Origin of the sequence: Tolypothrix tenuis PCC 7101, assembly GCF_963874875.1 — a bacterium.
GTDB classification, from domain to species: domain Bacteria; phylum Cyanobacteriota; class Cyanobacteriia; order Cyanobacteriales; family Nostocaceae; genus Aulosira; species Aulosira tenue.
Window position 1 is genome coordinate 6816752 of record NZ_CAWNJS010000001.1, and the last position, 22138, is coordinate 6838889.

At 41.2% G+C, this 22138-nt stretch carries 12 protein-coding genes and 1 CRISPR repeat array; of the genes, 2 read left to right on the forward strand and 10 right to left on the reverse strand.

The window, feature by feature from the left end; translation table 11 throughout:
• Nucleotides 1-159: 159 nt before the first annotated feature.
• On the reverse strand, nucleotides 160-1980 hold the full coding sequence (locus tag AACU25_RS26875) for a serine/threonine-protein kinase (protein ID WP_096580920.1): 1821 nt from the start codon (nucleotides 1978-1980) through the stop codon (nucleotides 160-162).
• 485 nt (nucleotides 1981-2465) lie between these two features.
• Nucleotides 2466-3594: direct repeats of the CRISPR family, unit length 37 nt; unit sequence ATTGCAATTAACATTAATCCCTATTAGGGATTGAAAC.
• 493 nt (nucleotides 3595-4087) lie between these two features.
• Here AACU25_RS26875 and psbA point away from each other — a divergent pair.
• Nucleotides 4088-5170, forward strand: a complete 1083-nt coding sequence (gene psbA, locus AACU25_RS26880) for a photosystem II q(b) protein (protein ID WP_096580461.1) — start codon at nucleotides 4088-4090, stop codon at nucleotides 5168-5170.
• A 172-nt stretch (nucleotides 5171-5342) separates the two neighbouring features.
• On the opposite strand, the gene AACU25_RS26885 is transcribed toward psbA, so the two are convergent.
• The 4 genes from AACU25_RS26885 to AACU25_RS26900 form a co-directional block, all read right to left on the reverse strand.
• Nucleotides 5343-6851: a serine/threonine-protein kinase gene (locus AACU25_RS26885; RefSeq protein WP_096580922.1), complete on the reverse strand. Its 1509-nt coding sequence runs from the start codon at nucleotides 6849-6851 to the stop codon at nucleotides 5343-5345.
• 478 nt (nucleotides 6852-7329) lie between these two features.
• Nucleotides 7330-9006, reverse strand: coding sequence for a GMC oxidoreductase (locus tag AACU25_RS26890; protein ID WP_096580924.1), 1677 nt, complete (start codon nucleotides 9004-9006; stop codon nucleotides 7330-7332).
• A gap of 1022 nt (nucleotides 9007-10028) precedes the next feature.
• Nucleotides 10029-10841 carry a M15 family metallopeptidase gene (locus tag AACU25_RS26895; protein WP_321206752.1) on the reverse strand — a complete coding sequence of 271 codons (813 nt, stop codon included), beginning with the start codon at nucleotides 10839-10841 and terminating at the stop codon, nucleotides 10029-10031.
• A 2-nt stretch (nucleotides 10842-10843) separates the two neighbouring features.
• Complete coding sequence (locus AACU25_RS26900) at nucleotides 10844-12583, reverse strand: protein kinase domain-containing protein (RefSeq protein ID WP_199347362.1); 1740 nt, start codon at nucleotides 12581-12583, stop codon at nucleotides 10844-10846.
• Nucleotides 12584-12880: 297 nt separating this feature from the next.
• Between AACU25_RS26900 and AACU25_RS26905 the strand changes: the two genes are divergently transcribed.
• A complete protein-coding gene (locus tag AACU25_RS26905; RefSeq protein WP_096580926.1) occupies nucleotides 12881-15259 on the forward strand; it encodes an ATP-binding cassette domain-containing protein in 2379 nt (792 codons plus the stop codon).
• A 34-nt stretch (nucleotides 15260-15293) separates the two neighbouring features.
• Here AACU25_RS26905 and AACU25_RS26910 read toward each other — a convergent pair whose 3' ends face one another.
• The 5 genes from AACU25_RS26910 to kdpB form a co-directional block, all read right to left on the reverse strand.
• Nucleotides 15294-16652, reverse strand: coding sequence for an ABC transporter ATP-binding protein (locus AACU25_RS26910; RefSeq protein ID WP_096580928.1), 1359 nt, complete (start codon nucleotides 16650-16652; stop codon nucleotides 15294-15296).
• Between the two features lie 240 nt (nucleotides 16653-16892).
• Nucleotides 16893-18626 (reverse strand): ABC transporter permease, encoded by a 1734-nt coding sequence (locus tag AACU25_RS26915; protein WP_096580930.1) that lies wholly within the window; start codon nucleotides 18624-18626, stop codon nucleotides 16893-16895.
• A gap of 313 nt (nucleotides 18627-18939) precedes the next feature.
• On the reverse strand, nucleotides 18940-19584 hold the full coding sequence (gene kdpC, locus AACU25_RS26920) for a K(+)-transporting ATPase subunit C (RefSeq protein WP_096580932.1): 645 nt from the start codon (nucleotides 19582-19584) through the stop codon (nucleotides 18940-18942).
• The gene (locus AACU25_RS26925) at nucleotides 19584-19835 is read right to left on the reverse strand and encodes a potassium-transporting ATPase subunit F (RefSeq protein ID WP_190445824.1); all 252 of its coding nucleotides are present in this window, start codon (nucleotides 19833-19835) and stop codon (nucleotides 19584-19586) included. The genes kdpC and AACU25_RS26925 overlap by 1 nt, the downstream gene beginning before the upstream one ends.
• A gap of 147 nt (nucleotides 19836-19982) precedes the next feature.
• On the reverse strand, nucleotides 19983-22136 hold the full coding sequence (kdpB, locus tag AACU25_RS26930) for a potassium-transporting ATPase subunit KdpB (protein WP_096580934.1): 2154 nt from the start codon (nucleotides 22134-22136) through the stop codon (nucleotides 19983-19985).
• Nucleotides 22137-22138: the final 2 nt, after the last annotated feature.

A 22138-nucleotide genomic window follows, 5' to 3' on the forward strand; every position in this document is an offset into this window, starting at 1 on the left:
CACATCCTTTTCTCGATGAGACTTCCAGATATTAAATTATTCAAATTTCTGAGAGAAAATATTTTCTTTATCCCCCCTGCTCCCTGCTCCCTGCTCCCTTGCCAAAAAAGCGATAGTATATTTTTTTTAGTTGGGAGTCCCTGTTCCCTTTCCTAAAAACTAGCTACACTGTTTCGCGGAAGCAGGGTTTACAAAATCATGTAAATCTGCGTCCCAAATACTGATGTAAATAAAATCACAGTCTTGCCGTACAATCTGACCCTTGACTCCACCTTGGCTAAATGTAAAATTATCAGACTGACGGCTTTGTATTTGTTGTAATCCCTGTTTAATTTCTGACGTAGCTTGACCGCCTAACATTCCATTTAAAGTATTCTGCATGACTTGGGGATCTACCGATTGGGCAAAAGCTGCCTCAGTTTGGCGCAACGCTCCGGTTTTGCGGTCGAATAAGTAGCCTAAGTCAATTTGGTCTGGTACTACGTTATAGGTGACAGCGCGAGTATTGCGCCACACTCCTCTTAAATCTTTTTTTGGTCTACCAAGAGTAGCTTCTACGCTGCTTCTAGAAGTACCTGTAGGAAATGCCGGAATACTTTGGCTAACATTGCTACTAGCCGATTTACGAGGCTCATCGTTGTTCTTTGGTGTGGAACGCGCCTCTGGTGTAGCAACTACAGGCGGCGGATTTTCTGCTTTTGACTCTGGTGCAGTTGTGGCGACTGGTGGAGGAGTATCAGAATTTACAGGCTCTTGCTCTGGTGCTGATGTTGTGGTGTCTGGGGGATTGGATTCGACTCTGGGGTTGAGAGGGGGAATTGGTGCAGGAATAACTTCCACTGGTGATGGTGATGCACCGGGTGAAGTTGCTGTAGGGGTAGGGGTTTCGGTAAGTGGGGTAATGCTAGCAGAGGGTTCTGGAGAAGGAGTGGAATTTTGCACAATGGGCGTTTCCACTTCTGGTTGACGGGTAATATTAGAAATTATTAATCCACCAATCAAACCACCCACAACTAAACTCCCAACAATTGCAGCAGGTTTTTGCCAATTACTGGGAGCAATGGTTTGTGGTTGCGGTGCGTATAATGGCTGAGTTTTCCCAATTGAGGCGTTAGCTGTAGTAGGCCGTCTGGTGACTGTGGCTGGTGCAATATAGCTAGCGGACTGCAAAGCATAGAGCATTTTACTAGCAGTGGTGTAGCGATCGCTAGCATTTGGTTTAACTGACTGCTCCAATACTGCAGCTAAACTAGGCGACACATTAGGCGCATAATCTCGCCAGAGGATTTCCCCTGTTTGTTGGTTGGTTTCTAGTTCTTGGGGTTGTTTACCAGTTAATAAATAAATTGCTGTTAAGCCTAAACCATAAATATCAGTAGCATACACTGGTCTTCCTAAAGCCTGTTCGCTAGACATATATCCTGGCGTACCAATTACCATTGAATTTGCATGAATTCCTGGGGAAGTCACTACAGAACGGATAGTTTCTTTAACCGCGCCAAAATCAATCAAAACTGGTTTGCTATCGGGAGAACGAACAATAATGTTATCTGGCTTGATATCCCGATGAATAATACCTTTGCTGTGGATATATTCTAATACTGGTAAAAGACTAAACAGAATTTCCCTCACAGCCGTTTCACTGACGTGATTATTAGCTGTAACAATATCTCTCAAGGTTTGACCGTGAATCCATTCTTGAACGAGGTAAAATTGCCCTTTTTCCGAAAAATAGGCATAAAGTTCCGGAATTTGGTCACTATTTTTACCCAGGGACTCTAAAGTAGCGGCTTCTCGCTCAAACCGCTGTTGAATGATTTGGTAAGTTTGCGGATCATTACTGATGGGCTTTAGCTGTTTAATTACACAGCGTCGGCGAGAAGGCATATGAGTATCCTCAGCCAGAAAGGTTTCGCCAAAACCACCCGCACCGAGTACCTGGATAACTTGATACCGATTGTTGAGAAGGGTTATTGTCATGCTCTTTAAAAGCGTGAATGCCTAGTTGCTGGTCGTTAGAGTTTGCCCTTTCCAATGTATACCAGATAGACTATGACAAAAATTTTATGGCATTGACAATACAAATACAGCTAGTTGCAAGTTGCTAAGGTAAGACTATGCAATTTCAATGCTTAACAGCTTATTGGGTGGAAGTCTTGCTGATTTTTTCGAGTGCGATCGCCTATCAAATGCTCAAAGCGTTTGTTAGAGTTGAAATGCAAAAGATTTTTTAGCTCAATGCGCGGATGGGTGGGTGTAGAAAATCTCTCTGTTGAACAAATGGTTGTATTCCTTATAGGACAGTCTGTTGGAGAAAAATTAAATTAAAACCATGCGCGCACTTTACCCAGCTTTAGTTTCAGCATTTTTAAAAAAATCAATTGACATTTTCATGTGCTATGATTAGCCCATCCGCGAAACTGAACCTTGAAAACCAAATAGAGATTAGCTTTCCGGCTTCCGGGATTGCAATTAACATTAATCCCTATTAGGGATTGAAACAATTAAATTTTTCGCATCAGCCCCAGAAATCAGATATTGCAATTAACATTAATCCCTATTAGGGATTGAAACACCCCACCATAAACCACAGCTCCACGAATCAACCATTGCAATTAACATTAATCCCTATTAGGGATTGAAACTAAGCAGGGGATAAGATTCAATCCCGAAACCTATCACATTGCAATTAACATTAATCCCTATTAGGGATTGAAACTGCTAACATGATAGTCCCATGCGGCATTTCTAAGTATTGCAATTAACATTAATCCCTATTAGGGATTGAAACTAATATTCTTTACCAGAGTGAAATATTAGTTCATCATTGCAATTAACATTAATCCCTATTAGGGATTGAAACGATTCATCCTATCCTCACGGTAACGGGTACACCATTCACACTAATTGCAATTAACATTAATCCCTATTAGGGATTGAAACATACAAGTCCCAGCATCCTGCAATGATGAACTCATTACATTGCAATTAACATTAATCCCTATTAGGGATTGAAACATTAGCTATGAAAGGAATACTGCACGGGTTTGGCAATTGCAATTAACATTAATCCCTATTAGGGATTGAAACGAGGTTGCGCCTGCATACCAAACCACCCTACGGTATTGCAATTAACATTAATCCCTATTAGGGATTGAAACTGTTGGAGGTGGGAGAAAAAAAGCCACAAGTCCAGAGCCATTGCAATTAACATTAATCCCTATTAGGGATTGAAACAATAAAATAGCCCTCACGCGAGGGCTATTGCTTAAAATTGCAATTAACATTAATCCCTATTAGGGATTGAAACCAATCGCCTCATCCTCGACCAAAGTAATATCCACATTGCAATTAACATTAATCCCTATTAGGGATTGAAACGTACTTTTCTCTGCTTTTCATGTATGTAGTGATTGCAATTAACATTAATCCCTATTAGGGATTGAAACAGTGCAAAGCCCCAAATATTCTCATTGAATCTTGTAATTGCAATTAACATTAATCCCTATTAGGGATTGAAACTTAACTAGAGTGAATCCATCAGGGACGCGATCGCCATTGCAATTAACATTAATCCCTATTAGGGATTGAAACAATGTCGCACAAGTTTTTAGCACATTTGTTAAGCTCGACTTTATCCATTCAGACATTCTACTGTAGGGTGTGTTAGGCGCATATTTTCGATATGATTTGCCACGAAATAATTATCCTAGCGCCTAACGCACCATCCATGCGGCGGTGCGTTACGGCTAAATTTTGTTGTCTCTTTGTCCAAAATCCTTTCATAGCCGTAACACACCCTACTGAAGATTTACTTTATAAATGGTCTTTTAGGGATTGAAACGCTCTCATCATCTCTGCTCGTTCCTATGGTGCTGAATTATATATAAGACTAATCTTTAGTGCAAAAGAATTCCTATCTTTGAGCTCTGCAAGATATTTGACTTTTAAATAAGTAGAGCTAATATGTTTTATTACATTTACAAAAGTTAAAGTACTTGATTAACTTTTGTAAAGCAGTGTAAATTACTCACATAGGCAAAAACACGCCTAATTCATACATACATATAACCGCAATCATAAAACAATGACAGCAACCTTACAACAGCGCTCGAGCGCTAACGTATGGGATCGCTTCTGCGAATGGATCACCAGCACCAATAACCGTTTATACATCGGTTGGTTCGGTGTCCTCATGATCCCAACCCTACTAGCTGCAACCGCTTGCTTCGTAATCGCATTCATCGCAGCGCCTCCAGTAGACATTGATGGTATCCGTGAACCTGTTGCAGGTTCCTTAATCTACGGAAACAACATCGTCTCTGGTGCAGTTGTTCCTTCTTCTAACGCTATCGGTTTACACTTCTACCCCATTTGGGAAGCAGCTTCCTTAGATGAGTGGTTGTACAACGGTGGCCCTTACCAATTGGTAATATTCCACTTCTTACTAGGAGTATTCTGCTACCTAGGTCGTGAGTGGGAATTGTCTTACCGCTTGGGAATGCGTCCTTGGATCTGCCTAGCATTCTCTGCACCAGTAGCAGCAGCGACCGCAGTATTCTTGATCTACCCCATTGGTCAAGGTTCCTTCTCCGATGGTATGCCCTTGGGTATCTCTGGTACCTTCAACTTCATGATCGTGTTCCAAGCAGAACACAACATCCTCATGCACCCCTTCCACATGTTAGGTGTGGCTGGTGTATTCGGTGGTAGCTTGTTCTCTGCAATGCACGGTTCTTTGGTAACAAGCTCCTTGGTTCGTGAAACCACCGAGAACGAATCTCAAAACTACGGTTACAAGTTCGGTCAAGAGGAAGAAACCTACAACATCGTAGCTGCACACGGTTACTTTGGTCGTTTAATCTTCCAATACGCTTCTTTCAACAACAGCCGTTCTTTACACTTCTTCTTGGCTGCATGGCCAGTAGTCGGTATCTGGTTCACCGCGTTGGGCGTAAGCACAATGGCGTTCAACTTGAACGGTTTCAACTTCAACCAATCAGTGATTGATTCTCAAGGTCGTGTAGTAAACACCTGGGCTGACATCATCAACCGCGCTAACTTGGGTATGGAAGTCATGCACGAGCGTAACGCTCACAACTTCCCCTTAGACTTGGCTGCTGGCGAGCAAGCACCTGTTGCACTAACCGCTCCCGCTATCAACGGCTAATTTCTGAGACAAAAGTAATAGCTTCTCTGTGAAATAAAAGCGCTCTCCCAATTGGGAGGGCGCTTTTAGCGTTAGTGTAAATAAATTGCTAAAAGTATAGAGCGATCGCACCTTGTCAACTAATACCGATTTGAAGTACGAAACCCAACAACGCCGCTTTCAATGAACCAATTTACTGAGCATCACTGACAACCCATCTGCTATTTTGAGCATCCCATAATAGAGAAAAGCGCACGGAAGCTGGGGTTACTTTGCCGTTTTTTAAGTAATATCGCAAACTTGCGTCAACGGTTGCTGTTTCTGCGTTCGCTTGTACTAAACTCACTTGTGTGACATCGACGCTTTGCACTCTACCTCCCCACCAATCTATATAGGAAAGATAACCATTAGGGTGAAGTTTGCGATTATTTTGTAAGCTGGGGGTTAGCAGATTCCAAGAAGTTTGAAATTGTCCTTGATTAATATTGGCGTAATAATTTTGGATTGCGGCTTCTGGTGATGGGCGATCGCTTGTTGTTGGTGTTGCAGTTTCCTGGGGTTGATTGCGGATTATGTTAGATTCCGTGGCTGCGGGTGTTGATTCGCCTGCAATTTGGGGTTGTTTGTTGTTGTGGAGCGCAAAAGCAATAATTATGGCAGCGCCAATCAAACCCCCGGCGATTAAACTGGCAATAAAGACTCCTCTTTGTCCATTGCTGGGATTGCTGGGATTGCCAGGTTGATAAGATGGCGGTGAATTAACAGGAATTGTATTTGGTTGATGAGATGCTCCGGGGCTGACGGGGATTGTATATTGAGTAGGTGCTGGTGTGTTGGCTACTGTTGGTGGTACATAAGGGACAGTTGGCGGAAAGGTATTTGCCCCAATTTGCAAGGCTTGTAGCATTTCTCTAGCTGTGGCGAAGCGATCGCGCGGATGATAGGCGATCGCTTTATCAATCACTCCTGCAAATGTGGGACTGACGCTTAAAGTATGATGAGACCAAATAATTTCGCCGGTGCGCGGATCTGTCTCTAATTCTTGCGGTTGTTTCCCAGTCAGCAAGTAAATTGCTGTCATGCCTAAACTATATAGATCACTGGAAAACACTGGCCTACCCATTGCTTGCTCGCTGGGCATATATCCTGGTGTGCCAATCACAATCGAACTGGTAGGATTACCTTGAGAATTGAGTACTGTTCCCATTGTTTCCCGCACTGCACCAAAATCAATCAGCACAGGTTTATTGTCTCGCGCACGCAAAATAATATTATCTGGCTTGATATCGCGGTGAATGATCCGCTTTGAGTGGATATACTCTAAAACTGGTAATAAATTTACTAATATTTCCTTAACTGAACTTTCGCTTAATAATCCCTGCTGTTGAAATTTGGCGGTGAGAGTTTGCCCTTCAATCAATTCTTGTACGACATAAAATTGCCCTTCTGACTGAAAATAAGCATATAAAGAGGGAATCTGGTCAGTAGCGCCACCCAAATCTTCTAAAATTGCGGCTTCTCTTTGAAAACGTTCTCTTACCAGTTGATAAATCTGGGGGTTATTTTGAATTGGTTTGAGTAGTTTAATTACACAGCGACGCTTGGATGGCATTTGGGTATCTTCTGCCAAGAAAGTTTCCCCAAATCCACCCCCTCCTAAAGTTTGAATAACTTGATAGCGATTGTTCAGCAGGGTTTGCATAAATTGGCGTGAGCCAGTCAGAAAAAGGGTGTTTGTTGTATACTTTACCTCGTTTCTGGTACTGGGTCATGCTTGAAGCTACTTTTTAATCACAGTTAATCACTTAATTGAACCCGTGAAAAACTAGGCTGTTTAGTATTACCAACAACTCTATTAATGAGAAGAAAAGCGATCGCATATCATCTTCGCGATCGCTTTTCTTCTCATATCTGCAAATGTCGGACTTCCTCTGAAAACCTCTTTAGACCCAATTATTTCTCCAGTACTTGGAGTCTGTCTCCAATCAGTAATTGAAGCAGGCAAACCAATACGGTTCGGATAAGTATTTTGTATCTCCCTCGTGATTTGGGAAAAGGGTAATGGAAAAAGGGGTAAGGGTGAATTCAATCCTTTTCCCCTTTTCCCTTTGCCCCTTAACCAAACTGTATTGAAAGGCAGCTATGCTGGAGCTATAACAGGCCAAAAGTGCAAAAACTGCTCAACTTTTGAATATATCCCGTTTAATAATCTTGTCCATGCAACGTTCTGCTAGAGCGCCAATGGTCATAAAAGGATTGGTGCAAGCTGTTGAGCCGGGAATCAGCGCACCATCAACAACATAGAGTCCTTTATAACCCAAAACTCTGCCATAGGAATCACAAGCTTTCCCGATGACACATCCTCCTAAAGGATGTCCAGTAATAGCAGCATCATTATTTTGAGAAGATGCCGATGGGGTTGGATTATTTTGAGAAGATATATGTTGGCGTGGTATCATCCCTCGGTGCCCACGATGTTTGGGTTTTCTGCCATAATGATTGCCATTGAAATTGGCATATTGGTCAAGATTTTGGAACAAGCTTTCTGTGCTACTAATAAGTTGTTCATCTGCACTTTGATCCCAAATTAAGTTGACAGAATCTGTAGCTTGATTATATTCAAATCTGCCTGCTGGAGGCGTTAGGCCTAAACCCAAGGAAGTTTGTGTACCATCAGGATTAATTCCTAGTTCCAGACTTTCAACCACAAAAGGCACAGGAGCATTAAGTTGTTCAATCACAGCGCCTGCAGTTCCACCGTTACCTGATACAGTACCTAACTCTGTTCTGGTTGTGATGTTGTCTCCATTAGTTCCCCAAAATTGACCAACAAACTGATTCAATTTAGGTAATGTGCCTTTAGCTTTAGCTTTAACCAATAATTTGGAAGTACCAACAGAACCAGCCGCCATGAATAAATAACGACAAGTAAAAGATACTTTACCGGTCACGTTTCCAAATTCATCAATTTGATCACAAGAGATGCGATACCCTCGCTTTTCGCCAGGAATTTCGGCAATTTCGGTAACTATATGTAAAGTCTGAACATCTACGTTACCTGTATATTCTGCCTGTCGTAGATAGTTATTATCTAAGCTATTTTTGGCTCCACTATTAACACCCCACCAGTGTTGTCCATCAATTACAGAAGCTACTCTTGTGCCTTTGATTTCATCCCGCACTTTGTTCCAATCTACTGCCAAATCTAACAAGAAACTGTTATAGCCTGCTCTACGAGCATTTTCTATAAAGAATCTTGTTTTGCCATAATATTTAGTATTTAAAACATCACGGGGAATTGGCGATGGTTGCAGCATCTGTCTGACTCTGGGATAGTAAACAGAATCCAATTCGTCATAATCAACTAATTTCCGATCAAAAACCCGATAGAATATCTCTTTCTTTGGTTGATAAGCAATAGCGTTATTAACCAGTGAGCCTCCACCATAGCCAGCACCACCAACAACAATAATTCCTGTTTCTACAAGGGTTTCAAAAACGCCTGTATAGACTTGTGTCGGGGTTCCAAATACAGTTGTTGGACTCAGCCAAGTAGAGCGCTTATCAGGATTAACTAAATTGAAATTAGCAAAAGTATAGTCTTCTGGATTGAGGCCAGGTTTAACATTCTTAATTGGCCAGCGTCTTCCTCGCTCGATAATCAGAGTTTTTACACCAGCTTGTCCTAAACGTAAAGCAGCTATGGCTCCTCCATATCCACTACCAATGACAATAGCCTTGTAATCAAGCTCATCAGCAAGAGTTTTACGAGAAGTAACCACTGAGGTTGCTAAACCAGCAGAAAAGAAAGCAGCTGTTTGAATAAATTGACGGCGATTATAAGCTCTGTAGACCATATTTCTGCATCCAAGATGTAACAAGCAATGATTTGACAGAAAAAAGAATTGGAGAAGCTTAAGCTAAATTCCCCATAGCAATTTTCACGTAGTATAAATACACCCGTGTAACTTCTAGCTCCTATTTTTTAGTGCTTATTTAGAGTCGATTTCAGCCCCAGGCAAAGCATTATAGTGAACAATTACGCAATGTCCAAATTGGCAATCTTAATTGTGTGTGACAACCAATTTGGTAGTTTCAGGCGTTTGATAGTAACCTTCAGAAAGATTTGACTCAGTGCTAAAAAATTGTTGAAAAATTAGGTTTCAATTCCTGATACTTACACCTCATATTGAGATATTGGGTATTTACTGTCAATGCGTAAGTTGTATTTTTTAAATTCTCTACTGAATTTGGTAATTTTTTTGTCAAGTTTATGTAAAGTTTTCACTGAGTAAAGCAACACTTCGTTCCATTAATCACTATTTAACCAAAAATCAGGGTAATTGCAGTGAGTCATGATGTGGTAATAGTAGCCAGATTATTGATATAACAGGCTTTTTATGGCATCGATTAGCTATTCAAGAATAAAGAAATATAAAGACATAGTATGTGGTTGTTGAGAAAAACTAAGAAATAATACGGATAAGTAATTTTATTTAACAGTAAACTATGCTAAACAACAAATACGTAAAGATAACTTTAATATCTCGTTGTCTAATAGTAAACAATACTCAACAATAATTTAGGATCTGTTTTGGTGCTTGATTGTTCACAGTTGACCATCAACAATCCCTAATGTGAGATTTCACAATTTATAATAATTACTCTATAGCTATATATATAAATAAAAAACTAAGAAGTGAGATTGCCTTGGTAATTCACCAAATGTCCCATGATATTAAGTCCGGCTAATTACTTACGATATGGTTGGTAATTGGGAATTGGTCATTGGTAAACTGTATTTTTCTTTCCTATTACCCATTCCCGACCCTCATACATATGATAAATATTTAAGCCCCTAGTGATAGGATTTTTTTAATTATCGTTGACTTCTCGCATTAGCAAATACAGCAGTTGCATTAGCTGAACCTACATATCGCCAGTGCCAAGGCTCAAAACTTACACCTTGAGAATTGTTACGAGGAAACGATAATTCAAAGCCAAATTCTTTAGCGTGGCTAGTCAACCAACGATAAGCATCTGTATTTTCAAATGCTAAAGTAATATCTTGTTTGGGAAATTTACCATCTGTTAAATCTAAAGCAAAACCTGTATGGTGTTCGCTGTAACCTGGTGGTGCGCTAATTTTTGCAGCTTCTTTTTCAGAACCCCGGCGCTTAATTTGTTGTAGAAATAATTTTTGTTGTTGTTCGATAGTACGAAATCCAGACACAGGAATGATCCAAACACCTACTTCTCTAGCTGCATAAGTCATTTTCATAAATGCTTGTACAGCTTCAATATTTAAAGATTCAAAACGCTGATCTGCACCAGTAGCATAGCTACCTACATACCTCATTTGATTTGGATCAGCTTGTGTGTAGGAAAAATGCCCATAAGCTAGCCGATTAGAGTTAATTTTTTGATTAACTGAATTAGTTTTAGCTACTGTTAGAGGAGTAGAATTCGTTGGTAATGCTTCTATTGGGAGTGCAGGTAAATCTGATGTTGGTTGTGATGTTGGTTGAGTAGCAACTACACTCGGTGTAGTTGGTGCAGTTGTAGCTTGAACTGCTGGATTTGATGCTGAAAATCGCATCATTAATGTTCCAGAAATTACTATAATAAAGGCAACAATTGTGGCAATAATTAAGATGCGGGCAAGATAAGGTAACTTCGAGAAAAATCTCATAATTATTTGGTAAGAATTTCAGTAGCAGATATTTTCCAGCGATGATCTATAAGCTCGAATTCATAGCGCACTGTTCTAGTTTTAAAGTCGGTTTCTTTGGGTAATATATTGCCATTTCTATCAAAAAGTTTCCGGTCTTCCGTAACTTTTACTTGAATCATGGCTTCTTTTCCTTCTACAAAGAAATCATCTACGCTGTCAATTTGTTGTAAGCCATATTTATAATAATGACCGTCTGTTTTGAGAGAATTAATTGAGCCATCATATCCGGCAACTTGTTCATATTGTTTCCCCGTAGTTAATTCCTCAGCCGGCTGCGGATTGTAGGGAGGTGCAAACATGACTTTTTTTGCTTGTAGCCAGTTATTAATTAAATTTTTGGCTTCTGCTTCTGTTAATACTTCGATTGTATCTTCAGGGTTTTCTGTTGTTTGAGGACTGGGAATTGGAGTATTTGTTTGAGCAGGAATTACTGCTTTAGTAGTAGGTTTAACAACTGGTGTATCTGTGTTAGTTTTAGTTGAAGAATTACCTGATGATGTATCTGTATTCGTTTTCGTTGAAGAATTACCTGATGATACTTCTGTATCTGTGATTTGTGGAGAAACAGAAGGTGAACTCGAAGGGGAAACACTAGCTACAGGTTGGGGTTGATTAGATAATTTTCCTTGCACTAACCATAAACCACCAACCACAACTATACCTATGGCACCACCAATAATTACACCTTGTTGCCAAGTTCCTAAGCTTTGGCTAGTAGGTACGGGTGGATTGGGATAAGGCGAGGGGGGAGGAGTTGGTGGTTGATATTGCGGTGCTGGCGATGCGGCGACTGTTGGTATTTCTGCATAGCCAGAGGAAACTGGTGGAGTAGGTGTAGTGATGATTGTGGGCGCGATAATCGGTACAGTGGGTGCAGATGGAGTCTGCAATGCGGCTAGCATATCTCTAGCACTGAGATAGCGATCGCGTGGTGATTGTTGTATTGCTTTATCCAAAACAACCGCAAAATCTGCACTGGTATTCGGGGCAGCATTTCGCCACAAAATGTCCCCTGTACCATGATCTGTAGGAAATTCTGATGGTAATTTACCTGTAAGTAAATAAATTGCTGTTAGTGCTAAACTATACAAATCACTAGAAAAAACTGGTCTGCCTACCGATTGTTCCATTGGCATAAACCCTGGCGTACCAATGACAATTGACTGACTGGAGTTACCAGAAGCAGTCATAATTGTACCCATTGATACCTTCACTGCACCGAAGTCTATTAAAATTGGTTTGCTATCTGCAAAACGCAAAATGATATTATCTGGTTTAATATCTCGATGTACAATGCGCTTACTATGGACAAATTCTAATACTGGTAAAATATTAATTAAAATATCTCTGACTGCACTTTCACTCAACAATCCTTGCTGTTTAATAATTTGAGTTAAAGTGTTACCTTCAATATATTCTTGCACTAAATAAAACTGCCCATTTTCGACAAAATAAGCATACAACTTAGGAATTTGATTACTGCGATCGCCTAATTCTTCTAAGATGGCTGCTTCCTGTTGAAATCGTTGCTGTACTAATTGGTAAACTTGTGGATTATTCGCCACAGGTTTAAGTTGCTTAATTACGCAACGGCGGCTAGAAGGCATTTGAGTATCTTCAGCCAAAAAAGTTTCCCCAAAGCCGCCACTTCCAAGCACGCGTAGTACTTGATAACGATTATTCAATAGTGTTAACGTCATAATATTTGGGCTGGTCAACGTTTATGTATAATTTGTAATTAGCTTTTCAATATCATAAGCTTTTGGTATATTAATTGAATATATTCTCTTCAAATAAAATTAATTTTTGATAAGTAAATAAGTATTAGATTCAATCAGTTTAAGATTCATAGTAATTACAGAGCATGAACTACATCGAATTTTTTGATGATGTTATTTGATGTTTGATGTTGGTATTTGGTTTTTGCTATTTGCTTTCTCCCCTGCTCCCTGCTCCCTGCTCCCCTGCCTTTCTCCAGCCCCCAGTCCCCAAAGATTATGGTACAGCTACCTTTACAAAGTCAGACTGTTCTCAGCACGAATCCTTATTTAGAATTAAATAATCAAGGTGAGGTTTTATACTTTGAGCTAAAAAAGCCACAGCATATTTTGGGACGCGATCCCAATGTAGCTGATTTAGTTGTTCCCCAACACTGGAATGTTGTTTCGCGTTGTCAAGCAGTATTACGACAAGATGGCGTTGACTACCGCATCTATGATGGTGATGGACAACAACCCAGTAGTAATAAGCTATATGTCAGTCATTCTCTGATTACCCCCACAGAAGGCTATTACTTAAACCACGGTGTTGAACTGCAAATTGCCCAAAACCCAAATCAATTAATTCAGGTAAGATATTTCAATCCCAGCAACGCACATTCAGTTACTACACCAACAACTTATACAATTCCGCTAAAACAGCGTTCGGTGTTATTAGGACGCGATCCCCAAGCTAACTTGCAGTTAGATACGCCTACGGTTTCTCGTCGCCACGCCATAATAGATACGGATAATCAAGGACGCTACATTTTACGGGATTACAGTACTAACGGAGTTTTCGTCAACGGTAAACAAGTCACTGGTTCTGCAGTATTGACAAATGGGGCAAAAATCCGCATTGGCCCTTATACATTGGTAGTACGAGATGATAACTTAGAAATTCTCGACCAAGGCGATCGCATTCGTCTAGAAGCACATGACTTAATTCTAGAAACCAAAGGTAAACGGCGACTTGATGATTTAACTTTTGCCATTGAACCAGGACAGTTTGTGGCTTTAGTTGGCGGTAGTGGCGCGGGGAAGTCAACTTTGATGCGGACATTGTTGGGGATTGAGAAAATTACTCAAGGTACTGTGCAGATTAACGGCGTAGATTTACAGAAAAACTTTAATTTGTACCGCACTCAAATTGGTTATGTCCCCCAAGATGATATTATTCACCGCGAATTGACCGTTGCGGAAGTGCTAACCTATGCAGCCAAGCTGCGGTTACCACCGGATAGTAATTTGCCAACTGTGGTAGAACAGGCTTTAGCAGCCATTAAAATGACACATCGCCGTCACGCTTTAATTAGTGATTTGAGCGGCGGACAACGCAAACGAGTTAGCATTGGCGTAGAATTGCTAGCCGATCCCAAATTGTTCTTTCTCGATGAACCTACCTCCGGACTCGATCCTGGCTTAGATAAACAGATGATGCAGCTATTAAAAGACTTAGCGCATCAAGGCGGGAGAACAATTATTTTAGTTACTCATGCGACAGCCAACATTACCGAATGCGATCGCATAGTGTTTCTCGGTTTGGGTGGGAGACTCTGCTATTTTGGTACACCCCAAGATGCATTACAGTTTTTTGGTGTTAACGACTTCTCAGATATTTATATCAAACTCGAGCAAGAGTTAGAAGTGGTTAAATATGCGCTGCAATTCCAGCAATCTAGCTATTATCAAAAATATATAGCTAGTCAAATCAGCTTTGGTAATATCCAGTCAACTAAATCCTTTGCACCGACTCCCAAGCAAATATCATTTTGGCAGCAGTGGCTGTTATTAACGCAACGTTACTGGCAATTAATCGTACGCGATCGCGTGAATTTGGGGTTAGCGCTGTTCACTGCACCCATCGGTATTGGCTTGATTATGTTAGCGCTGCGGGATAAAACCCCCTTTGTTGCAGGCGACGAAGCCGATTCCACCCTCGCATCATTAGCCTTGCAAGTATTATTTGTCTTTACTTGTGCAGCTTTATGGGTAGGACTTTCTAGTTCTTTGCAAGAAATAGTCAAAGAATCAGCAATTTATATTAGAGAACGCTTAGTTAATTTAGGATTATTAGCTTATCTTGCTTCCAAAGTCACAATTTTATCAGCTTTGGCAATTGTGCAAACCTTATTGATGGTAGCAATAATTCTCTTAGGATTTAAATCGCCCGAACCCGAAATCATTTCTTGGCCATTAGGATTAGGAATTACTACATTTCTCACCTTATTAGCGAGTTTTAGTTTGGGACTACTTGTTTCAACAACTGTCAAAAATAGTAGCCAAGCAAATAGTGCTTTACCATTACTCCTGCTACCACAAATTATCTTTTCTGGAGTTTTATTTAAAACTGAAGGTGCTATCAACAAATTATTGTCTTGGCTGATGGTAAGCCGTTGGTCAGTGGGAGCTTATGGTACTTTAGTTAATGTTAATAGCCTTGTACCATTACCAACCCAATTACCTGATGGCAGTACAATTCCCCAACCCTTTAAACCCTCAGCAGTTTACAATGCTACTTGGGAAAATTTAACTGAAAATTGGGGATTGTTATTATTACATACATCTGTTTATTTATTGCTTACCTTGTTATTGCAAAAGCGGAAAGATATTTTTTAGGTTTGGTAATGGGTAATGGGTAATTGGTAATGGGTTATTCTCTGCTCTCTGCAAACATTGGCTCTGGTAAATATAGCCTTTCTTCTCTAGAGTCATACTCAAATAATTCTGCATAACGACCCCAGTCAACGGCGGTAGCAAATTGTCGTTCGGCTTCTATGTGAGGAAAATGTTCATCCAGTAAATCTACAAAGAAATCTGCCCGCATTGACCCAATACGTTTCTCTCGTAGTGTTTGTAATATACTGACCAACATCGGTACATTTTGCAGAACTTGCTGCCGAAATAGGTCTTTACTTCGGAGAATAGTTGTGGTTGCAAAGTCCCGTCCAATGTCAGTCAGTTGAACATCACCTTGTGTCACCTCAGCAAAACCTAACAAAACCGCAGCATCTAGAATTGGCAATAAGTCATCTACTGCCAGTTGTATTCGCTCTGCTAACTTAAAAATATCTTCCCTACTTTCTGGCTGTTCAACAATTAATTCTAAAAGACCACTGATTCCCCCAACTCTTGCATGAGGTAGTGTCTGGGAGTAGGGTGATTTAATTTTTTCTTTTGGTGTATCGGACTGAGCAACTGTGACTTCTCCAGTAACTTCAGCATCTGGATTTGTCATCACAGTATATATATAGTCTACTAAAGCTTTGAAACGAGGGTGTGTGCGATCATGAGGGCGAGGTAAATCAATCACAACTTCACCGCGCACCCGTCCCGGATTTGCCCCTAAAATAATCACCCTGTCTGCTAAAAATACTGCTTCCTCAATATTGTGGGTGACAATTAAGATACTTTTAGAAGGGAAACTGCCAGCATTCCAGAGGTCGTCAATTTCACCCCGCAGGTTCTCAGCCGTTAGCACATCTAAGGCACTAAATGGCTCATCCATAAATAATACTTGCGGTTCAATCACAAATGCCCGTGCAAAGCCTACCCGCTGTTTCATCCCACCAGATAATTCTTTGGGATAGGCACTTTCAAAACCGTCTAAACCCACCAAGTCAATAGCTTTGAGAGCGCGTTTTCGTCGTAGTTCTAAGCTGACTCCTTGTGCTTCTAGCCCTAGTTCTACATTTTCTTGTACTGTTAACCAGGGTAACAGGGCAAAGCTTTGAAAAACCATTGCCACATCTTTGTTAGCACTGCGTAAGGGTTTGCCATTGCTAATAACTTGTCCATCGCTGGGAGGAATCAAGCCTGCCATAATTCGCAGCAAAGTACTTTTACCGCTACCACTACGCCCTAATAAAGCAACAACCTCACCTGCATTGACTTTCGCATTAATTTGACGCAGAACTGTAAACTCGCCTTTACCATCGGGAAGAGGAAAACTTTTGTTGACCTGTTCAACTGCAATTAGGACTTGCTCTGTGGTTGGAGCTGTTTTTGTCATGGTTAAACTACTTTTTACTTTGGTTGACTATTGCAGGATTGAGAGGCTATCAATCATCTCTGATGCTGTGAGTATTTAGGTTAAAAGTAAATTAAGAAAAGATATTTATTAATAACCGACTGACTTACATACTGAAACATATTCAATAAATGTCGCAGTAGTGTAAGTTGTAAGTTGCATAGCTCAACTGAGCTTTTGAATAGGGATACTAAATTACAAACAAATCAGCTTGATTTATTTCTATAAATGGTATTTGGTTTCTGCCAGATGATACAATCTTCGCCAGAATAATCGATTTAAACCAACTACATATAGACTCATCATACCAATTCCCAAGGTGATGCGAGGCCAATCACCTGCTGCGGTTGCCTCGGCAATATATGCTCCTAACCCGGTTGCTGTCAAAGTGGTTTGTCCCCAACTGACAATCTCAGACACAATGCTGGCGTTCCAGGCTCCGCCACTAGCCGTAACGCCACCTGTGACCCAAGAAGAGAAAATACCCGGGATAATCAATTTACGCCATAGTTTCCAACCATGTAAACCCACATCTGCTGCCATTTCTCGCAGATCGGTAGGTATGCTCATGGCTCCGGCGATGGAATTAAACAGAATGTACCACTGTGCGCCTAGAGACATTAACAAGATGCTACCGAAATTGATGCTGATGTTGGCACGAATGAAGAACAGGGTAGCAAAGGGAAATATAAAGTTAGCGGGAAACGATGCCAAAAATTGCACTACTGGCTGTAAGAGACGTGCTAATTTGGGGTTAAAGCCGATCGCTACACCAATCGGCGTCCATATTAGTGATGCTGCTATCAATAGCACTAGCACGCGTCCCAAGGTCATTAACCCTAGCCAAAATGCTTTGAATACTTCACCTAACCCGACTGTAATCAGAATAAAGTGCAACCCAGCAACCAGAAGTGCGCCAATTAGCACTAATAAAGCACAATTGTAGAGGCGATCGCTCAATACCTGCTGATTTTCATCTACCTTATGGATGGGGCTTGGTGGTGTCAATGATGATAGAAAACGGTTGACAACTTCACCTACTGGTGTGAATAGTTGAGCAATCAAACTAGGAAGTCGTGCCGCTTTGATTAAATCTAGTAGCCAAGATTCTGGTGCTTCTGCGGCTGCGCTTGTTTCTAAACGAAACTTATCTGCCCAAGCAATCAACGGTCGCCAGAATAGTTGATCTACCAATAAAATTATGACCACAATTACCAGTAATGCCCAACCTAAAGCAGACAAGTTTTCTTTGGCAATGGCAGCTGCCACATAAGAACCAAGTCCCGGTAAAGTATACTTCTGGTTTAAGACACTGATCGCTTCACTTGCGGCGACAAAGAACCAGCCACCCCCAAAACTCATCATGGCATTCCACAGCAGCCCAATCATTGCGGAAGGTACTTCTAATTTTGTAAACCTTTGCCATGCTGATAGGTGGTAGAGTCTTGCGGCTTCATCAAGTTCTGGTGGTACTGTTCTCAGTGATTGGTAGAACGAAAAGGTCATATTCCAGACTTGGCTGGTAAAAATCGCAAAAATCGAAGCTGCTTCTAATCCCAATAAACTACCAGGAAATAGGGCGATAAACCCTGTAACTGTAATTGATAAAAAGCCTAAGACGGGAACTGACTGTAAAATATCCAAAAGGGGAATGAGAACTCGCTCTGCTCGCCGATTTTTGGCAGCAATGTAGCCATATATTAAAGTAAATAAAGTTGAGCAAAACAGGGCAATAAACATTCGTAGAGTTGAACGCCCTGCATAATATGGCAAATTAACTGGATCTAAGTTGACACTAGGTACAACATCTGGAGGTACAAAGCTGATCAGCGTCCCTGCGCCTACACGGGCAATTAGTCCTACTAATACTAATGTACCGAGAATCAGAGCCACATCAGCCAAACCAAATGGTAAGCGTCGCAGAGCTTCTGGCGAGGGAAAAGTCCGCCTCAGCATGATATTAGCTTCCTTTTTTCTACAAGCAGCCTTGTTTGTTACACCAATATCACATTGTTTTGAGCTTATACAAGAGACTGCTGGCAAAAGTCGAGAAAAGGAAGAAAGGTTTTACAGCAAATTCGATGTTTATGAGGGACAGCAACTAATTGAAAAAAGTAATGAGTAATAAGTAGTGAGTAATAAGTAAATTTCCTACTCATTACTCATGATTTACCTCACTTACTTCAAAAGTGCTGTATATTTTCTCTTTGAGCGATCGCTCTCGTGCAACTATAGTTAAAAAACTCTTATAATCCACCAAAATGTTGATTTAACTTGCAGACTTTAAGGCATCTAAAGCGAGATTTAATTGCAAAATATTGACCCCAGGCTCACCAAAGATTCCCAGAAAACGACCATCAGTATTTTGAATAATTAAAGTTTCTAACTCTTGGGGTGAAATTGCTCGCGCTTTAGCGACACGGGCAATTTGTGCTTTAGCGGCTTCTGGGGTAATGTGGGGGTCAAGGCTGGAACCAGAAGTGTAAACTAAATCTGCGGTAGGTGGGACACCTGCTTTTTTCAAACGGTTTAAATCGCCTTCAACTCGTTTGCTGGGATCGGGATCGTCTTTACCTTTGATGCGTTCTAGTAAGGCGGAATTACTGGGAGCAAGGTTACTAGCACCGGAAACCCCTGTTTGTAAGACTTTAGCATCATCTTTTGCAGGATTGGCGGTGCTGTAGCTGGTGGTGCTGGGGCGAGAGTTAAAATAGCGATCGCTACTAAATGGTTGTCCAATTAAGGCAGAACCGACAACTTGACCTTGGCTATCTTTGATTAAACTACCATTGGCTTGATAGGGAAATACAATCTGTCCTACAGCAATCATCACAAATGGATAGATAATTGCGCCAATAATCCAAAGTACAAAGGTAGAACGAATTGCTCTGCTGGCTTCTCTGGTAAAACTCATTAGAATTTCTCCGGTACAAACATCACAAAAAATAAATAGATAGAAAGACTCAGGGTTACTAGTCCTAATAATCCCAAAGCCCAGGCTTGTGTGCGAGAAAATTCCTCACCTGTGGCTGCATACACAACTGGCGCAACCACCAGGTTGAAGCACATTCCCAGAAATATGGATAAGGGCAGTTTTTGTTTGCGCCAGTCTGAGAATATTTCGGTGAAATCTGCAATTATTTGGGTGGAAATTTGAGGTTTCATAACAGTGTTAAGTCGTTATTTTCAAGAAAACGCACCACAGAGACACAGAGAACACAGAGAAATTATTTTCCTTTGTAACTTTGCGCCTTTGCGTGAGATTCTTTTTTCAATGAACCAAGAATGCCAAGAGAAACAGAGTATTTGAGGTTAAGACAAAGGTAAAATTACATCGATGAGTTTAATGGCGATGAAAGGTGCAATAATTCCGCCCACACCATAAATAAAAATGTTACGTTTTAATAGTTGATCGGCTGTGAGAGGGCGAAACTTCACGCCTTTAAGAGCTAAAGGAATGAGTACAGGGATAATTAAAGCGTTATAAATCAAAGCTGAGATAATTGCCGATTGAGCACTTTTTAACGCCATAATATTCAGTGCGCCAATACCTGCTGCTGCAAAGATAGTAGGGATAATGGCGAAGTATTTAGCAATATCGTTGGCGATAGAGAAAGTGGTTAACGCCCCACGGGTAATGAGCAATTGTTTACCAATAGTCACCAAATCAATTAGCTTGGTGGGGTCAGAGTCTAAGTCCACCATGTTTGCAGCTTCTTTGGCGGCTTGAGTCCCAGAGTTCATGGCTAACCCGACGTTGGCTTGGGCTAATGCAGGTGCATCGTTAGTACCATCTCCTGTCATTGCCACTAGCTTACCTTGAGATTGTTCGCCACGAATCACGCTAATCTTGTCTTCTGGTGTAGCTTCGGCAATGAAATCATCAACTCCGGCTTCTTGAGCAATTACACTAGCAGTGATGCGGTTGTCACCTGTGAGCATGATAGTTTTTACACCCATGCGCCGCAGTTGGTCAAACCTTTCTCTTAAACCAGGTTTGACGATATCTTTGAGATAAATCACGCCGAAAATTTGGTCATCTTGGCAGACTGCTAAGGGTGTACCACCTAAACGAGAAACTCGCTCATAAGCTGCATCCACATCATCAGGAATACGACCACCGCGAGAACGGACAAAGCCTTTAATCGCATCGACTGCACCTTTACGGACTTCCTTTCCGTTGGGTAAATTAGTACCACTCATCCGGGTTTTGGCGGAAAATTCCACTCCTTCGGCTTGTTTAGAGTCGAAATCAACCCTGACCCCCAAACTATCGGCTAGTGAGACAATTGATCTGCCTTCTGGTGTTTCATCAAATACACTGGCAGCTAAAGCAACTCTGGCTACATCTTGAAGAGTGTAACTATTTACAGGGATAAACTCATCAGCCATGCGGTTACCCAAGGTAATTGTCCCAGTTTTATCTAAAACTAAGGTGTTAATATCACCGCAAGCTTCTACTGCCCGTCCAGAGGTGGCAATGACGTTAAATTGGGCAACTCTATCCATCCCAGCAATCCCAATTGCACTGAGCAAACCACCGATAGTTGTGGGTATTAAAGCTACCAACAGCGAAATTAAGATAGCAATGCTAGCACCTGCACGTAAACTGTTGCTTGCTTCCGCCCCAAATACAGTACTGATAAAGTTAGCAATGTAGTTAACAAAGGGCGGCATGGTTGCCACGACAATTAAGAAGACTTGGGTAAGTACGGCTAACAATACTGTTAAGGCAATCTCGTTAGGTGTTTTAGTTCTTTCAGCCCCTTCCACAAGCGAAATCATCCGGTCAATAAAGCCCTGACCGGGATCGGCGGTGATGCGAATTGTTAATTCATCTGAAAGTAAGCGTGTACCTCCAGTTACAGAAGAGGCAATATCTGTACCTGGTTGCTTGAGTACAGGCGCAGATTCCCCCGTAATTGCCGACTCATCCACCGAACCGATGCCTTGAATGACTTCGCCATCGGCAGGAATCATGTCATTGGCAATGACTTTCACTAAATCATTGCGGCGTAATTCTGTAGAATTAACTTGTTGAATCGTACCATCGGGAAGAACTTTCCGAGCGATCGTATCAGAACGTGTTGACCTTAAAGAATCTGCTTGGGCTTTACCTCTTCCTTCGGCAACAGCTTCCGCAAAATTAGCAAACACCACTGTAAAAAACAGAATTAAGGTAATTAACCCGTTTAACAAGCGTTGCTGATTGACATCTACCTGTAACGTCCCAAATAAACTGGGATTCAGAGTCACTAAGAAAGTAACAATTGTCCCCACCCACACCACAAACATCACAGGGTTCTTGACAGCAATTCGGGGATGCAGCTTGACAAAGGACTCTTTAATTGCCCTTTGATAAAGCCCCCGCATATCTGCTTTAGGCGTGTGTCTGCGCGAGTCACGCGTTCCCTGGGGAACACGAGGCGGGCGAGGTGAAGGGGATGAGTCGATATTAGTTGTCATAA

Bases quoted from the DNA above. Each gene is read 5' to 3' on its own strand.
- AACU25_RS26900 (WP_199347362.1), bottom strand. From the start codon at position 12,583: ATGACGTTAACACTATTGAATAATCGTTATCAAGTACTACGCGTGCTT.
- AACU25_RS26875 (WP_096580920.1), bottom strand. From the start codon at position 1,980: ATGACAATAACCCTTCTCAACAATCGGTATCAAGTTATCCAGGTACTC.
- AACU25_RS26905 (WP_096580926.1), top strand. From the start codon at position 12,881: ATGGTACAGCTACCTTTACAAAGTCAGACTGTTCTCAGCACGAATCCT.
- AACU25_RS26910 (WP_096580928.1), bottom strand. From the start codon at position 16,652: ATGACAAAAACAGCTCCAACCACAGAGCAAGTCCTAATTGCAGTTGAA.
- kdpC (WP_096580932.1), bottom strand. From the start codon at position 19,584: ATGAGTTTTACCAGAGAAGCCAGCAGAGCAATTCGTTCTACCTTTGTA.
- kdpB (WP_096580934.1), bottom strand. From the start codon at position 22,136: ATGACAACTAATATCGACTCATCCCCTTCACCTCGCCCGCCTCGTGTT.
- AACU25_RS26915 (WP_096580930.1), bottom strand. From the start codon at position 18,626: ATGCTGAGGCGGACTTTTCCCTCGCCAGAAGCTCTGCGACGCTTACCA.
- psbA (WP_096580461.1), top strand. From the start codon at position 4,088: ATGACAGCAACCTTACAACAGCGCTCGAGCGCTAACGTATGGGATCGC.
- AACU25_RS26885 (WP_096580922.1), bottom strand. From the start codon at position 6,851: ATGCAAACCCTGCTGAACAATCGCTATCAAGTTATTCAAACTTTAGGA.
- AACU25_RS26890 (WP_096580924.1), bottom strand. From the start codon at position 9,006: ATGGTCTACAGAGCTTATAATCGCCGTCAATTTATTCAAACAGCTGCT.
- AACU25_RS26925 (WP_190445824.1), bottom strand. From the start codon at position 19,835: ATGAAACCTCAAATTTCCACCCAAATAATTGCAGATTTCACCGAAATA.
- AACU25_RS26895 (WP_321206752.1), bottom strand. From the start codon at position 10,841: ATGAGATTTTTCTCGAAGTTACCTTATCTTGCCCGCATCTTAATTATT.